Raw genomic sequence first — 14,933 nt, forward strand, 5'->3', positions numbered from 1 at the left:
CCGTCCACACTCCGAAAAGCGTGTCCGGTTTGATCGTTCCTTCATCGCCGGGTCGACGGGGCTGTCTTCACGCCGCCGCCGGCGGGGCGTAGCATGTGTCAGGGCGCGTCGACTCCAGGGCAGCCTGCCCTCGAGCGCTGCGCCGCGACGTCACCCAACCCGCATCGAGAGGTCTCATGAGTTCTCCGACCGCCCAGCCCGCCGAGAGCTACAACCCCTACGAAGCACCCAAGGCAGACGCACCCGCGGCGCTGCAACCGGAGGGGCGCTCGCGGTTGCGGCTCGCGAGCGGCGGCCGGCGGTTCGTGAACCTCGTCGTCGATTACATGGGATTGATGCTGTTCACGTTCCTCGTGGGCGTGATCTTCGGGCTCCTCGGAGGCGCCGAGGTGTTCGAGCAGGCCAACGATACGTTGCTCGGTCTCGTGATGATGTTCGCGTACTACGTCTCGATGGAGGCGCTCTTCGGCGCCACGCTGGGCAAGCTCGTCACTGGCACGCGGGTCGTGATGGAGGACGGCAGCCGCGCCGGCGTCGGTCGGATCGCGATCCGCACCCTGTGCCGGTTCATCCCCTTCGAGGCGTTCACGTTCCTGAAGCGGGGCGACGCGCCCGTGGGCCTGCACGACGGGCTGTCGAAGACCCGCGTCATCCTCGTGCGCGGCGCTGACGACGCACGTTGAGAGGGGGTGCGCCGAGCTCCTGTGGGGACGAGCGGTGGTCGCCTCGCGACGGGGCAGGTCAGGGGACGGCCTGCTTGCGAATGCGAGCGAGAGAACGAGAGCACTGGAGGGCCATGGCGCCGAACCCGAGAAAACAGACACCAACGTCAGACCAGCTCCGGAGGTCGAGGGCTTCGACGCGCACAAGCAAGAGATACGCGAAGGCGAGGTTGGCCAGCGCCCAGGCAACGTTCACCGCCGGCGGCGACAACCCCTTGAATGGCGGTGATGCAAACGGGGTCTGCAACGGTTGGCCGGACACGCCGGCGATCAAGTGGGGGAGCGCATTGGCGAGGAACGCCCCGCCGAAGAAGTACGCGAAATAGACATACCAGGGCATGGTGATCTCCTCGAGCTGTTCGAGCGGAGACCGCTCTCGCATCAAAAAGTACGTTGTGGCGGCGTTCACATGCAAGGAAGAAGACAGGGCCCACCTCGGACCGACGCGTGGAAGGGTCTTAATTTCTCCCGGCTCGCCCCGCTCCTCGACGAGCGGCAGGTAAACCTAGGGCGTGAGATCGATCATCGATTCGGTGCCCTTCAGGGTCACGGAGATCTCCGCGCCCAGGCCGGCCCCGCCGGCGAACGCCGGCGCATCGACGCGCACCGCGCACGTCCCATCGGCGATGACCTCCGCGGAGCGGGTCAGCAGATCCCCGCGGGGGATCTCGCTGCTCTCGCAGAACCGGCCATCGAGGGCGCAAGCCTCGGGCGTGGACGACGTCACCTCGAAATCCTCGGTCCTCGCCTCGCTGCACAGCGGAACACCGCCGGACGCGAGCCCGGAGATCACGGCGACCACCCGGTTCCCCGTGCGGTGGAACCCATCGAGCGTCTCGCCATCCACGAGGGCCCTTTCGCCCCCCGCGACGCCCGGGATCGCGAACACCACGTCCATGGCGTCGATGCGGGCGGCAGGGATCACCGAGACTTCGCGCGATGCGCCGCCGTCGGCCGGGGTGATCACGACGCTGCCGTCCCCGGTCGCGACGATATCGGAAGGCGCGCCCCCCTCACGCACCCGGAGCGCCACGCCGGTCCCCACCACGTCGACCGCCGGGTGCTCGACGTTCTGTGGAGAGAAGCGCAGGCCCGCCGCGTCGAACGCCGCCGTGGTGATCGGGAGAGGCCGGTTCGACTGGATGACGGCGCTCGCGCCGCACTCGGCCGGTATCTCGATCTGCCAGCGCGGGCGCGCCGCCTGGACGGTCATCAACAGCGTGACGGGGAGCTCGCGGGTGTCGTCGTACGCGGAGCACGCGTCGAGGCCGCCCTCCGGCACCGCGAGCACGCCCGAGACCTCGAAGGTCGATGTCCCCTCCTCGCTCACGCGGACAGAGAACGTCGTGGGCCCCGTTTGCTCGACGGCGATCGCACCCTGGATGGCGCCTATCTGGTCAATGGTGATCGCGCCCGGGATCGGATTGCAGCAGCAGCGCGGGTCGATGACCGAATCCAGCGCGATCGTCACGGAGCTCGGATAGTCGGGCCCGAGCGCCAGCGCGGCCTGGCCCTCCACGACCATGCGCGTCCGCGTCGAGCGCTGGTCGCTCGCGATGTAAGCGCCGGTCAGCGTCGATATCGTTCGCGCCGGGAGCGAGAGCGCCGCGACCTCGCTGGTCTCCGGCTCGACGGGGCCGGGGCAGAGCGGGTTGGCGTTGTCGCCGTCGTCGGGGAGCGGCTCCTCGACGCCCGTGTCCGACGCAGAGGGGGCTGGCTGGCACGCGAGGCCAGCGCTCATGAACAAGAGAAACTGGAGTAAGCCTCTTCGCATGCCGTAGAAGTAACAGACGTAACCTGCGGAGAGAGGCAGCGGCAAGGTTGCGACCGGGTCGATCTGTGAACGGAATTCATGAATCTTCGTCGCCACGCGTGGATTGTCCGTCCCGCCGGCGAGGGTCACCTTGCGGCGCGTGACGGGGCCTCTTGCCGGTCCCGCAGAGGAGCAACGCCATGCACGCCGTAGGAGTCCACCGCTACCTTCCCATCGAGCACCCCGAGAGCCTGCTCGACCTCCAGCTGCCGGAGCCGGCGCCGAGGCCGCGCGATCTGCGCGTGCGGGTGTGCGCGGTGGCCGTGAACCCGGTCGACGTGAAGGTCCGCGCGCCGAAGCCCCGGGTCGAGAACCCGCCGCGTATCCTCGGCTGGGACGCCGCCGGCATCGTCGAGTCGGTGGGCGCGGACGTCGCCGTGTTTCGGCCGGGAGACAAGGTCTATTATGCCGGCAGCATCGCGCGGCCGGGCAGCAACGCGGAGGTGCACCTCGTCGATGAGCGCCTCGCCGCGCCGATGCCGCGGTCGCTCGGGTTCGCCGACGCGGCCGCGCTGCCGCTCACCTCGCTGACCGCGTGGGAGGGGCTCTTCGAGCGCCTCGGCGTCGACCCCGAGGGGCGCGACGCGGGGAGCACCGTGCTCGTCCTCGGCGGCGCCGGCGGCGTGGGGTCGATGGTGGTGCAGCTCGCCAAGGCCGCGGGGCTGCGGGTCGTCGCGACCGCCTCGCGCGAGGAGAGCCGGGCTTGGGCGCGCTCCCTCGGCGCGGACGTCCTCGTCGACCACCGCGCGCCGCTCCGGCCGCAGCTCGATGCCGCTGGGATACAGCACGTGGAGCTCATCTTCGATACGCAGAGCACCGAGGCGTGGTGGGACACGATGGCGGACCTCGTGGCGCCGCGCGGGCGCATCGTGGGGATCGTCGAGGCGAAGGCGCCGCTCGATCTCGGGAAGCTCATGTCGAAGAGCGCGACCTTCGCGTGGGAGCTGATGTTCACGCGGTCCCTCTACGAGACCGCGGACATGGCCGCGCAGCGGGCGATCCTCACGCGCGTGGCGGCGTGGGTCGACGAGGGGCGGGTCCGCACGACGCGCCGCGAGCACTTCGGCCGGATCAGCGCGGCGAACCTGCGCGCCGCGCACGCCCGCATCGAGTCGGGGCAGGCGGTGGGCAAGCTGGTGCTGGAGGGGTGGGGCTGACCGCGAGGCGCGCCGGGCACGTCAGCGGGCGAGGAGCGCGATCGCGTCCTGGATCCCGGCGTGGGTCAGCCGTACGCGGACGTCGACGCGGGCCGCGCCGGAGCCGAGCACCTCGGAGGTGACGGCGAGCGGGGTCGCGACCCCGCCCCGCGCCGGCAGCGCCGCGAGCGCGGCGAGGTCCTTGGCGGCCTCGTCCAGCGCCTCCGGCGTGTCGCCGTTCGCCGCGAGCAGCGCCAGGCCAGCCAGCGAGAAGAGCCCGCCGGCCAGCGTCCCGCGCCTCCGCAGCACGTCCATGTCCGGCGCCGCGCCGAGCGTGCCCTCGTCGCGCCCCGGATCCACCGCGACGCGCAGCCGAGCCACCAGGGCGGCGTCGTCCTCGCTGATCCCGACCCACGTCCGCTGGCCGGCGGGGACGACGTAGAGGTGGGTCGTGTGCGCGGGCGGGGCGCCCTTCGTGAGCGGCCTGGTGCGGAGCTCGACGTGGAGCGTCCCCGCAGGCAGCGTGGCGGGCGCGCGGACGAAGGCGTGCGTCGTGTTCTGCTCGTCCTCGTCGTCCTTGCGAGCGCCGTCCTTCGGCGCGCTCCGCTTGAACTTGTCGAGCTCATCGCCGCGCTGGAGGAGCTCCTTCACCCCGGAGATCCAGGTCTGCGCCGGCTCCTCGACCGAGGCCAGCACCCACCCCTGGAGCGCGAGGCGCGCCGCCTTTCGCGCGCGCGGCGCGCCCTTGTCGCGCTGGTAGGCCGCGAGCGCCTTCTCCGCCGCCGCGCCGTTCGCGCCCGCGCCGACGACGAGGGGGCCGCCCGTGAGGACCAGCGTCTCGAGGCGATCGAGGACCTGATCGAGCCGCGCCTCGTCGTAGCCGTCGTCGATCATGTCGTCGCGCAGCGCCTTGAAGACGGACGCCCGCAGCGGGGCGAGCTCGGCGCGCGACGCGCCCTGCGTGTGGAAGGCGACCGCGGTGTCGGCCGGGAGGCGGAAGAACGCCGGCGGCGGCGCGGCGTCCTGCGCCGCGGCCGGCGCGAGGGCCAGCGTGAGGGGCGAGCGCCGGCTCGCGAAGCGCAGCGTGAGGCCGACCTCGACGTCCGCGCGGCCCCACGTGAGGTCGACGTTCAACCGCTCGATGTCGCGCAGGAACCCCGCGGCGAGCTCCTCGCCCAGCGCCCCGGCGCGGCCGTCGTCCTCGTCCTCGTCCGCGTCGCCCGCGGCGCTCGCCTCCTCCACGGCCTGGCGGAGGGTCCGCTCCGAGAGCTCGATCCGGGCGTCCGCGTCGAGCGGCTCCCGGGCCACGACCTGGACGAGGTAGGCCGCGGCGGCCTCGATGTCCTCCATGTCCGTGCCGCAGAGCAGGCGCGCGCCGTCCCGCCGCTCGCCGGGATCGAAGGCGCAGGCCCAGGGCGGCGCCTCCTCGTCGGGATCGGCGTCACGCGCGCGCTCGACGCGCAACAGGCCCGGGTGCTCCTCGATCTCCTTGAGCACGAAGCGATCGGCCAGCCGCGGCACCTCCTGCTCCGCGACCGACAGGGAGGCCACGGCGTGATCGCCCGTGGTGCCCAGGAAGGCGACGTCGAGCGGCCTGTCCAGATCGACGATCCCGGCGAGGTCCGGGCCCACCGCTGGCTCGAGCATCTTCGTGGGGTCCGTCGAGCCCATGGTGAACACGAGCGCGCTGCTCGGCAGGAGCTGCGCGGCGTTGGCCCAGGTCCGCTTCGGATGGGCGATCCTCAGCACGAAGGCGAGCTCCGCCGGCGCGCTCGCGGGCTGCGCCGCCGCGACCGCGGGCGCGGCGACGGCGGAGCGCGGCGCCGCGAGCAGCGGCGCGACAGGAGCACGCTGGGGAGCCGGGGCGCCGGCGCACGCGGTGAGGAAGGCGATCGGGAGGAGGGCGGCGCGCTTCATGGAGGCGCCGATCGTCGCGCTCGAGCCGGGCCCCTGGCAAGCGGGGTGTCACTTCGGGAGCTTCATGACCGTGCCTGCGGCGCTGTTCGTCCAGTAGACGCTGGTCGCGTCCACGGTGATGCCCAGCGGATGATCTTGCCCCGTCGCGAGCGTCTCGGGATCGCCGCCTCCGATGGGCACCTTCTTCACGCTGCCGTCGTCGTTCGTCCAGTACACGCTCTCGGCGTCGATCGCGAGCTTCCGCGGGTTGCGCTGCCCCTCCGCGAGCGCGAAGGGGGGGCCGCCCTCGAGCGGAGCCTTCATCACGGTGCCTCCGTCGTTGGTCCAGTAGACGGCGGCGGCGTCCACGGCGATGTCCTGCGGCTCGAGCTGCCCGTCCGCGATCGCGCTGGGGGCGCCGCCGGCGACAGGCACCTTCATCACCGTGCCTCCTTCGTTCACCCAGTAGACGTGGGTCGCGTCGACGGCGATGCCGAGCGGGGAGTCTTGCCCCTCCGCGAGCGCGACCGGGGCGCCGCCCGCGATGGGCACCTTCATGACGGTGCCCTGGTCGGCGCTCGTCCAGTAGACGTTCGCGGCGTCGACCGCGATGCCCATGGCGTATGTCTGCCCGTCCGCGAGGATCGTGGAATCGCCCTCGTACGACGCCATCATGATGATCTCGAGGCCTGAGTCGGTGAAATAGATCTGGCCGGAGGGGTCGAGCGTGATGCTCTGGGGGGCGAAGGGGGGGTCTCCCTCGAAGAGGAACGCCGCATTGCCGCCGCGGACAGGCACCGTCATCACCTGTCGAGCGACGGGATCGACCCAGTACGCCGTGGTGTCGTCGACCGCGATGTCCGTCGGCTCGACGCCGCCCGACGCCAGGAGGAGGGGCTGGCAGCGCGACGCCACGCACGGCGCTCCCAGGCAATAATGGTCGCAAGCGCCGCAGTGATCCGGATCGGACGTCTTGTCCACGCAGGAGTCGCCGCAGAAGGACAGGCCATCCTGGCAGCCGGGCGTGTCGCCCCCGGTCCCCGCCGCGGCCACGGCCACGGCGTCGCCTCCGCCCCCGCCGGAGGTCGCCGAGCTCGTGGCATCGGAGCTCCCAGGAGCGAAGTCCCGAGCTTCGGGGCTACACGCGGACAAAGCAAGCACGCTCATCAGCAGGAAGCGGTTCATGGCGCGTAGTGTACACGGAACGCGGGAGCACGTCGGCAAGCCTGCCTCGGAGCGCTCGTTCTGTTCGCTGCTGTCGGGCGCTGTCGCATCAGCGGGCCAGCGCGACGAGCGACTCGGGCATTCCGAGGTCGACAAGGGCCGGCCGCACGAGGGAGAAGAGCTCGATCCAGACGCGATCGAACGCCGCCTCGAGCGGCGTCGCGGCCTTCCTCGATACCGACCGGCGACGTTCGATGAGCCCATCTCCGGTGCGGCACCGGATGTGCCGGACAGGAGCGTCGTCGAGCGCCCACCGCTGGAGCTCCTCGGGGAGCTCGCGGAGCGCGCCACTGAGCCTCTCGAAGGCTTGCGGGGTCAACAAGAGATCGTGGCGTGTCCCGGTTCGCTCCTCGGGGCCCGACGGCCCGATCCAGTGGCACCTCACCGCGCCATGGCCGCCCACGCGCAGCGTGGCCTCCCAGCCGGCGAGCGACGCGGAGAAGCCGGGGACGAACGCGAGGTCGATCTCCATAGGATGATAGAGCGGGCGGGTGCCGCGGGGCGCGGGCCTCAGCGCGCCGGCGTCATGCCCGTGTCGTCGAGCGCCGGCCAGGCTGGCCGGAGCGGGAGGACGAGCGCATCGAACGGCGCGGGCAGCGATACAGAGGTCGCCGCGTGCAAGCAGAACTCCCGGCCGGGCCCGAGCACCATCTGGCGCATCCACAGGCCGGCGCTCGCTTGCTCCAGGATCGGCGTGAGCCGGGTGAACAGCTCACCGTAGGACACGCCGTCGGGCTTGCCGAACCAGTGGGCGTAGCCGGGCGCGTTCAGCGCAACCCCGCCCCGCAGGCGATACAGTCCCCCGGCCCCGCCGCCGGCGACCGCGGCCGCCGCGTCGTGCGGCGCCGAGCGGCTGGCGGAGACCGCGGCCTCGTTCAAGGCGCCGAGCGCACCGAAATCCTGCACGAGGTACCAGTCCTCGTAGACGTCGCCGCCGCCGGCCGCCCACGGGGCCCCGGAGAGCCCGACGCTGAACGACCGGAGAAAGCCCGGCGCGGGCGCTCGGGCGAGCGCCGCGTGGAAGGCGCGCTGCCGGCGCTCGTACTCGTCCGCGGCGGCCTGCGGTTGCCTCCAGTGCCAGAACACGTAGGCCAGCATCTCAGGCCTTCTCCGACGCCGGGTGCTTCATGTTCATGTAAACACCGCCTGCCTCGAGCTCGTCCAGCATCTGGCGGAGCCGCTTCTCCCTGGTCTCCTGGCGCTTTGCCTGGTTGATCCACCCGATGTAATCGTTCTGCTGGTAGGCAGGGCGCTGCTTGTAAGCGTCCATCAAGCCACGCTCGTTCAGCGCGCTCTCGATGAAATCCGGCATCGGGTACCTGGGCCGCCTCAGGGCTGACGAATCGGCGCTCATGGCCTCCTCGTTATACCGACGCCCGGCGTGGAGGTGAAGCGAATCGGGGGCGCCCGTCGGGCTGGTCGCGCGAGGGGCCGGCCGCGCAGGTCGCGGCCGGGCCCTCCAGGGCGCGGGCTCGAGGGCCGCAGCCCCCGACGCTCACGGCGTGCCGACGTTGATGCTCGTGAGGATCTGATTCTTCGGGAGCGAGCAGGTGACCAGGTACGATACGTACGAGCCCTTCATGGAGTCGGGGACCGTCACGGATTTCCAGTTCGCGCCCTGTCCGATGGTGAAGTTGAGGTTGCCGAGCTCCGTGCCATCCCAGTTGGTGGCCGTCACGGAGCACAGGGTGGCGGGCCGGGTGGTGTCCCTGACGTTGACCTCGACATCATTGATCTTGTTCCCGGTGGTGACGAGCGGGCAGGCCACGTTGACGCCTTGCAGCGCCTCGATGCCCATGGCCGGATAGTACACCCGATTGGCGTGCTCGGGGGCCTGGGCACGGCAGATCCCGCCGTGGTGGTTCTGGACCGCCGCGTCGGCGACGGCGGAAACGCTGATGAGAGCTCCCATGAGTGCGATGCTGGTGATGGTCTTCATGAGGTCTGTCCTTTTCTGTGTGCCGCGCTGGCGTGCGATGCACGGCTCCACGAGCGCTATCGGTCTGCTCGCGCCGTTCCGGGCTCGCCCCGGGCACCTCGCCTTTGTCGATGGAGGTCTATGCGCGGCCGCTGCGGCGGCTGACAGCCCGCGGAGAACATGGATGCAACTTTCGCCGACCTGGCGCGTCTCAGCTCCCCGGAGGTTCCGCCCGATGCCCAGACGTCGTGGTCTCTTCCTTGCGTTCTCCCTTCTTTGTCCGGCGCTGCTCTCCGCCGGGTGTGCCCAGCCGATCGACGCTCCGGACGCGACCGCGTACGTGCTGCTCGATCCCGCGGTGCGCGCTCGCTGGACCGTGGCCAGCGACGGCTGGCAAGGGGCGCCGATCCTGCCGGTCGCCCTCGACGCGGAAGAGACGGCCGCGCTGCGCGGCCCGGAGGGCGCGCAGCGGATCGCGCTGCGCGGGGGCATGCTCGCGCACGTCCGCGGCGCCGAGGGCGAGATCCGATGGCTCGCCCGCGGGGCCGCGGACGCTTCTCCTGGACGCGTCCGGGGGCTTCACGCTCGAGGACCGCTGCACCGGGGAGGTGGTCGCGACCGGCGAGTACTCGGCCGCGGGCGATCGCGTGATGCTGCGATCCGCGGGGGCGGCGCCGATCGTGCTGGGCCGGCATCAGGATGGGCTGGTGCGGCCGGGCTGGGAGGCCTTCGCGCCGCTCACGCCCGAGCCCTCGGGGCGCGGCGAGATGGAGAGCGAGCTGCTCGGGAACGGCGGTGAGGAGTGACCATGAAGCGCAGGCATTTGCTGGGAGCGACTGCAGCAGGGCTCGCGGCCACCGCGTGGCCCGCGTTCATCCGCGACGCGTTCGGCGATGGCGCCGCGTGCGACGAGACGGGCAAGCCGGCGGCCGCCGCGGGGTCGCTGGTCCAGGTCTCGGCCGCGTTCCGCCGCGCCCGGCAGGCGAGCAGGGCGCTGCTCGTCCTCGTCATCCCTGCCGACGACAGCGCCAAGTGGGAGCGCGGCCACGCGTTCGGCGAGCTGCTCAACTTCGGCGCGGACGGGGATCTCGCCCCGCTCGCGGGCGTCGAGGTCGTCTGCGCGACCATGGCCGATCTGAAGAAGCTCGTGCCCGGCGCCGGCAACGGGGAGCCGCTCATGGTGGCTGTCAGGACCGACAAGGTGCCTGTCGTCGCGACGCAGCTCGACGTCGCGATCCCGAGCTACGACGGAATGCGCCGCATGGCGGCCGGGGGCCGGGAGGAGCAGCTGAAGCACGACGACAGGATCGCCGCGCAGCGGATCGGCGCGCTCGGGGCGCTGCTCCGGAAGGGCCTTGGCGCCGACGCGCGCAACGTGGAGGCCCGGGCCGCGAGCGTGCGCGCGCGGCTCGTGAAGGCGCCGCCCGCGGGCGCGCACTGGGCGATCGCCAGCGGCTGCGGGATCGACGTCGAGGGGGCCAAGGACAGCGGGCTCATGGCCTGCGGCATGGGACACGTGCCCTCCAAGTCACGGCGCTTCCTGTACTTCTTCTCGGTCGACGGGCGCGGGGCATCGACGCGTTGATCCCGGTCGGCCTCACGCTCCAGCCCGACGCGGCGTTCCTCGACCTGCTGGCCGAGGTGATCCTGCGCGACGCCGACTACTACGAGGTGGCGCCCGAGACGCTCTGGCGCGTGCCGGACGCCGCCGAGGCCGATCTCCAGGAGAACGGCTTTCACCGCCGCTTCGCCGAGCTCGCGCGCCGGTCGAACCGGCCGTTCGTCGCCCATGGCGTCGGCTGGTCGCTCGGCGGCGCCTCGGCCGCCGACGCGGGCCGGCGCGCCCGCTGGCTCGCGGCCCTGCGGCGCGACAACGCGATCTTCCGGTTCCGCTGGTACACCGATCACCTCGGGATCAGCGCGCCCGCCGGGCTCTCGGCCGGGCTGCCGCTCCCGATGCCCATGAGCGCGCACGGCGCCGCGGTCGCCCGCCGCGCGCTCCGGGCGATGCAGGCCGTCGTGGCGGACGTCGGCGTCGAGAACAGCGTCAGCTACTTCGTGCTCGGCGATCCGCTGGACGAGCCGCGCTTCCTCGAGCGCATCCTGAGGGCGCCGCGGACGCACCTGCTGCTCGACCTGCACAACGTCCACACCATGGCGGAGAACTTCGGCTTCGATCCGGCCGAGTACGTGGCGCGGCTCGATCTCGCCCGGGTGATCGAGATCCACCTCTCCGGCGGCGGCCCGAGCGATCCGGGCTGGCTGCCTTCGGGCCGGGTGTTGCGGCTCGACGGCCACGACGACGCCGTGCCGGAGCCGGTGTGGCGCCTCCTGGACGAGGTCGCGCCGCGCTGCCCGAACCTGCGCGGGGTGACGCTGGAGCGCATGGAGGGCACGGTGCACGGCGCGGACGACGCGGCCGCCGTGCGGGAGGAGCTCCGCCGCGCGCGGCGCGCGCTCGGCCGGCGCGGGAGGCGCAGGTGACGCGCGCGGCCGGCGGCAGGTCAGCGGGGCGCGCGGCGCGCGGCGGGGCAGGGGAGGGCCGCGGCGGGGCAGGGGAGGGCCGCGGCGGGGCAGGGGAGGGCCGCGGCGGGGCAGGGGAGGGCCGCGGCGGGGCAGGGGAGGGCCGCGGCGGGGCAGGGGAGGGCCGCGGCGGGGCAGGGGAGGGCGCGGCGGCGCGGCCGGCGCGGCTGAGCGGGGCGCAGGCGCACGCGCGTTACGAAGCGCTCGTGGCCCGCGCGATGACCGCCGAGGATCCCGTGGCCGCGCTGCGCGCCGCGGCCGAGGATCCGGCGCTGCCGCCCGCGCTCCGGAAGGCGCTGCTCGGCGCGGACGAGGACGGCGTGAGGATGTCGGCGCTGCTCGTGGCGCGGCTCCGCTTCGAACGGCTCCTGCGCGGCTCGCCCGAGGCGGAGGCGTGGTTCGACCGCGATCCTGCGGAGTTCAGCGCTGCGTTCCGGCGCTACCACCCCGAGGTGCCGCCCACCGCCTTCTTCCCTCCGGGCGAGGCCCGCCTGTTCCGCCGCTGGATGGAGGCGCCCTCCGCGCCTGCGCGCGCCCGACGGCCCCGATGACCAGTGGGTGTCAGCAGCGCTTCCCCTCACCCCTGCCGGGTGTCAGCAGCGCTTCCCCTCACCCCTGCCGGGTGTCAGCAGCGCTTCCCCTCACCCCTGCCGGGTGTCAGCAGCGCTTCCCCTCACCCCTGCCGGGTGTCAGCAGCGCTTCCCCTCACCCCTGCCGGGTGTCAGCAGTGCTTCCCCTCACCCCTGCCGGGTATCAGCAGTGCTTCCCCTCACCCCTGCCGGGTGTCAGCAGTGCTTCTTGGCCTCGTCGGAGATGGTGGTGAAGTTGACCCGGTGGATGCCGACGGGGTCAGCCGCCCCGTCGGCGCAGCTCGGCCTCGAGCTCGGCGATGCGCCGCTCCGCCGTCGCGCGGGCGGCCTGCTCGGCCTCGGCGCGGCGTCGCTCCGCCTCCTCAGGGGTCGGGACGAGCTCCGCCCCGTCGGGGGTGCGGGCGAGACGAAGCGCCGCCGGCTGGCCTGCGGCAGGGACGATGACCCAGTGCAGATTGAGCACGGTGCACGGGCTGCGTTCCCCTTCGACGACGCGCTCGATCAGAGCGTCGTCGATGCGATCCCAGACCCGCAGCCGCTCTCCTGGCGCGGCGTCAGGATCGAACGCGACGAGCTCCAGCACGCCGAGCTCGTGGTACTTGCGGAGCTTGTCGGCCCACGTCTGCGGATCCGAGTCGTGCTCGCTCACGATCTCGACGGCGAGCTCAGGGGCACCACGCTCCCACGTCTTCCAGGAGCCGAACGGCGTGTCAGGGGTGTCGAGCCGGACAAAGGCGTCCGGCGCCAGACACCGGCTCGGATCCGACGCGGACCAGTAGACGAACTGGTCGGATCCGATCGACGCGCGATCCGCGAAGGTCTTGAGCACGACATAGAGCAGGGTCCTGAGCTCGAGGTGGCGCTTGGTCTCCGGCACGAGGGCCGCTTCCGGGAAGTGGAGCGGGGAAGGCGCGCGAACGTGGCGGAGCCGGCGCGCGAGCGCGGCGTGCTGCATGGGGACAGTATCCACACGTCGTGTGTGTACGTCGACCGCGACGCGGCTCGGTTTGCTCGCTTCGTCAAGCTCGCCTCGAGCTCGTTGCGGCGCGCGCCGGTGTAACCTGGCAGCGTGCGCCCCCGCCACCTCCGTCACGCCCTCGCCCTCGCCGCGCTGGTGGCCAGCGCCGGCATCGCCGGATGCTCGTGGTGGCCATCCGAGGGGCCCTCCGCGGCGCGCCAGGATGTCGGGAGGGCAGGGGGGCAGCCGTCCGCCGCGCCGCCCTCTCCCGCCGCTTCCGGCGGCTTCGCCGCGGGAGGGCCGCAGCCCGCCGCCGCGCCGCAGGGAACCCCGCCGCAAGCGCGGCCTCTCCTGCTCCTCACGGACCCTGCCGTGCTCGCCGAGCTCGAGGCCGCGGGCCTCGACTTCGGCTCGGTGCTCACGGGCGCGCCGCGCGCGCCGGCCTCGCTCTCCGCGCTCTCCCGCACCGCCGAGCTCGCCTCGATCGCGCGCGTGCTCGCCGAGGACCTGCGGCAGGTCCAGCGCGCCGATCCGAGGAGCGGGACGAGCATCGCGCGCCACGCGCACCGCCTCTTCGACGAGCGGTGGCTCTCGGCCGAGGGCGCCCGCTTCGAGCTCATCGGCGTGGTGAACCGGATGGATCGCCGCCCGTTCGACGCCTCCGCCTGTGGAGAGACCCGCCTCGTGTACCGGCTGGCCTACGCCGCGAAGACCCCGGGCGGCGCGGCAGGCGCCACGTCCGCTGCGGGCGCCTCCGTTGCCACGCCGGCCCCCGCCGCCGCCTCGCGCCTCCCGATGACCGCGTCGTTCGAGCTGCTCGCGCCCGCCGGCGACGCCCTCTCGTGCCGCCGCCTCGCGCAGGCCTGGTCGCGCGCCGGCGCGCTCTCCGGGCCGGACCTCGTCCGCTTTCTCACCTCGCCCGAGGGCCGCTCGCCCCGGGCGCCGCCGATCGCGCGCACCTCGCGCGGCTCGTGGTGAACCTGCAGAGCGTCCGCTGGCCCTCCACCGTGCGCCCGGATCTCGGCGGGCACGCGGAGTACGTGCTCCGCGCCTTCCGCTGGGACGCCCGCGCCGGGCGCTACGCGCCGCTCGCCCTCGAGAACACCCCCGACGTCGCCCGGCTCTCGCGCGACCCGGCGCGGCGCGAGCGGCTGCGCGCGTGGTTATCGGCCCCCGAGAACCTCGCGCGCCTCGACGAGGGGACCGCGCTCCTGCCCGAGGAGTTCCTCGCCACGAAGGCGCTGTCGGCGACGCCCCACGGGCTCGCGCGCCGCGCCAACAGGCCCTTTCGTGTCCTGTTCGAGCCGCGCGACTTCGCCGGCGTCGACTTCGCCGGCCTCTCGCGCGTCCGCTCGCCCGAGGGGCTGCTCCGGCGGCTCGACCAGATGACCTGCCCCGGGTGCCACCAGAGCGGATCCGTCGCCGGCTTCCACCTGCTCGGGCAGGAGCCCCCCGGCCGCGTCCACGACGCGCTGTTCACCGTCGAGTCCGCGCACCTCGTGGGCGATCTCCCGCGCCGGCGGGCGGTGGTCGAGGCCATCGCTCGGGGCGCCGCCCCGGACGACGAGGTGCCGTACCCCGAGCGAGGCGACGGCGCGCGCGGCGGGTACGGCGCGCGCTGCGGGCTGGGCGACCCGAGCTTCGCGGGCTGGACCTGCGCGGAACGGCTCGTGTGCTCCGCGTACGACGCGCCCCAGGAGGACCGCGCGACCGTCGGCGTCTGCCTGCCGGCGGCGCCGGAGGTCGGCGACCCGTGCCAGGTCGGCGCTGTCGTGCCCCACGCCGACCCGCACCGCGATCGCGCCGCGGCGGCGCAGCCCGGGGCGTGCCCGCTCGCGGCGGTGTGCAACACGAGCCCCGTCGGGTTCCCCGGCGGCATGTGCACGAGCAGCTGCGTCGCGCTCCCGGACGAGGGCGTCTGCGGCGCCATCGCCGTGCTCGACCCGTTCAACCGCTGCCTCGCCCGCGGGACGGTCTTCACCGAGTGCCTGAACCGCCACGTCACGCCCGCGGGCCTGCGGCGCTGCTCGAGCGAGGCGCCCTGCCGCGAGGACTACGTGTGCGCCAGGACGAGCTCGGGCGAGGGCGCCTGCATCCCGCCGTACTTCCTGTTCCAGCTCCGGGTCGACGGCCACGCGGTGCCGTGACCCGCC

The 14,933-nt window shown here is 73.1% G+C and carries 17 protein-coding genes; 8 read left to right on the plus strand and 9 right to left on the minus strand.

The annotated features are described in order from the left end of the window. Positions 1-176 precede the first annotated feature (176 nt). Positions 177-683 carry an RDD family protein gene (locus WME73_RS00760; protein WP_437914430.1) on the plus strand — a complete coding sequence of 169 codons (507 nt, stop codon included), beginning with the start codon at positions 177-179 and terminating at the stop codon, positions 681-683. A gap of 58 nt (positions 684-741) precedes the next feature. Here WME73_RS00760 and WME73_RS00765 read toward each other — a convergent pair whose 3' ends face one another. Both WME73_RS00765 and WME73_RS00770 read right to left on the minus strand, forming a co-directional pair. Next, complete coding sequence (locus tag WME73_RS00765; protein WP_437548633.1) at positions 742-1,062, minus strand: hypothetical protein; 321 nt, start codon at positions 1,060-1,062, stop codon at positions 742-744. 165 nt (positions 1,063-1,227) lie between these two features. Next, positions 1,228-2,496 (minus strand): hypothetical protein, encoded by a 1,269-nt coding sequence (locus WME73_RS00770; protein ID WP_437914431.1) that lies wholly within the window; start codon positions 2,494-2,496, stop codon positions 1,228-1,230. 179 nt (positions 2,497-2,675) lie between these two features. Between WME73_RS00770 and WME73_RS00775 the strand changes: the two genes are divergently transcribed. Beyond that, complete coding sequence (locus WME73_RS00775; protein WP_437914432.1) at positions 2,676-3,692, plus strand: zinc-binding alcohol dehydrogenase family protein; 1,017 nt, start codon at positions 2,676-2,678, stop codon at positions 3,690-3,692. A gap of 21 nt (positions 3,693-3,713) precedes the next feature. On the opposite strand, the gene WME73_RS00780 is transcribed toward WME73_RS00775, so the two are convergent. The 6 genes from WME73_RS00780 to WME73_RS00805 all read right to left on the minus strand — a co-directional run bounded on the left by WME73_RS00780 (position 3,714) and on the right by WME73_RS00805 (position 8,730). Further along, positions 3,714-5,588 (minus strand): hypothetical protein, encoded by a 1,875-nt coding sequence (locus WME73_RS00780; RefSeq protein ID WP_437914433.1) that lies wholly within the window; start codon positions 5,586-5,588, stop codon positions 3,714-3,716. Between the two features lie 48 nt (positions 5,589-5,636). Then, positions 5,637-6,752 (minus strand): hypothetical protein, encoded by a 1,116-nt coding sequence (locus WME73_RS00785; protein WP_437914434.1) that lies wholly within the window; start codon positions 6,750-6,752, stop codon positions 5,637-5,639. Positions 6,753-6,840: 88 nt separating this feature from the next. After that, on the minus strand, positions 6,841-7,263 hold the full coding sequence (locus WME73_RS00790) for a hypothetical protein (protein WP_437914435.1): 423 nt from the start codon (positions 7,261-7,263) through the stop codon (positions 6,841-6,843). A gap of 38 nt (positions 7,264-7,301) precedes the next feature. Then, on the minus strand, positions 7,302-7,889 hold the full coding sequence (locus tag WME73_RS00795; RefSeq protein WP_437914436.1) for a hypothetical protein: 588 nt from the start codon (positions 7,887-7,889) through the stop codon (positions 7,302-7,304). 1 nt (position 7,890) lies between these two features. Then, on the minus strand, positions 7,891-8,145 hold the full coding sequence (locus WME73_RS00800) for a YdeI/OmpD-associated family protein (protein WP_437914437.1): 255 nt from the start codon (positions 8,143-8,145) through the stop codon (positions 7,891-7,893). 141 nt (positions 8,146-8,286) lie between these two features. Continuing rightward, a complete protein-coding gene (locus WME73_RS00805) occupies positions 8,287-8,730 on the minus strand; it encodes a hypothetical protein (RefSeq protein WP_437859545.1) in 444 nt (147 codons plus the stop codon). Positions 8,731-9,317: 587 nt separating this feature from the next. Here WME73_RS00805 and WME73_RS00810 point away from each other — a divergent pair. The 4 genes from WME73_RS00810 to WME73_RS00825 are packed head-to-tail and all read left to right on the plus strand — an operon-like array spanning position 9,318 to position 11,783. Continuing rightward, the gene (locus tag WME73_RS00810) at positions 9,318-9,515 is read left to right on the plus strand and encodes a hypothetical protein (RefSeq protein WP_437914438.1); all 198 of its coding nucleotides are present in this window, start codon (positions 9,318-9,320) and stop codon (positions 9,513-9,515) included. A 2-nt stretch (positions 9,516-9,517) separates the two neighbouring features. After that, positions 9,518-10,294, plus strand: coding sequence for a hypothetical protein (locus WME73_RS00815; protein ID WP_437914439.1), 777 nt, complete (start codon positions 9,518-9,520; stop codon positions 10,292-10,294). Next, positions 10,291-11,193: a DUF692 domain-containing protein gene (locus WME73_RS00820; protein ID WP_437914440.1), complete on the plus strand. Its 903-nt coding sequence runs from the start codon at positions 10,291-10,293 to the stop codon at positions 11,191-11,193. The genes WME73_RS00815 and WME73_RS00820 overlap by 4 nt, the downstream gene beginning before the upstream one ends. Next, positions 11,190-11,783: a hypothetical protein gene (locus WME73_RS00825; RefSeq protein WP_437914441.1), complete on the plus strand. Its 594-nt coding sequence runs from the start codon at positions 11,190-11,192 to the stop codon at positions 11,781-11,783. Before WME73_RS00820 ends, WME73_RS00825 begins: the two co-directional genes overlap by 4 nt. 298 nt (positions 11,784-12,081) lie before the next feature. Here WME73_RS00825 and WME73_RS00830 read toward each other — a convergent pair whose 3' ends face one another. Beyond that, positions 12,082-12,777 carry a Uma2 family endonuclease gene (locus tag WME73_RS00830; RefSeq protein WP_437914442.1) on the minus strand — a complete coding sequence of 232 codons (696 nt, stop codon included), beginning with the start codon at positions 12,775-12,777 and terminating at the stop codon, positions 12,082-12,084. Between the two features lie 114 nt (positions 12,778-12,891). Here WME73_RS00830 and WME73_RS00835 point away from each other — a divergent pair, with 114 nt between their 5' ends. Both WME73_RS00835 and WME73_RS00840 read left to right on the plus strand, forming a co-directional pair. Continuing rightward, positions 12,892-13,758 carry a hypothetical protein gene (locus WME73_RS00835; protein ID WP_437914443.1) on the plus strand — a complete coding sequence of 289 codons (867 nt, stop codon included), beginning with the start codon at positions 12,892-12,894 and terminating at the stop codon, positions 13,756-13,758. Continuing rightward, on the plus strand, positions 13,755-14,927 hold the full coding sequence (locus tag WME73_RS00840) for a hypothetical protein (RefSeq protein WP_437914444.1): 1,173 nt from the start codon (positions 13,755-13,757) through the stop codon (positions 14,925-14,927). The genes WME73_RS00835 and WME73_RS00840 overlap by 4 nt, the downstream gene beginning before the upstream one ends. Positions 14,928-14,933: the final 6 nt, after the last annotated feature.

This window comes from Sorangium sp. So ce302 (assembly GCF_051530145.1).
GTDB classification, from domain to species: Bacteria; Myxococcota_A; Polyangia; order Polyangiales; family Polyangiaceae; genus Sorangium; species Sorangium cellulosum_B.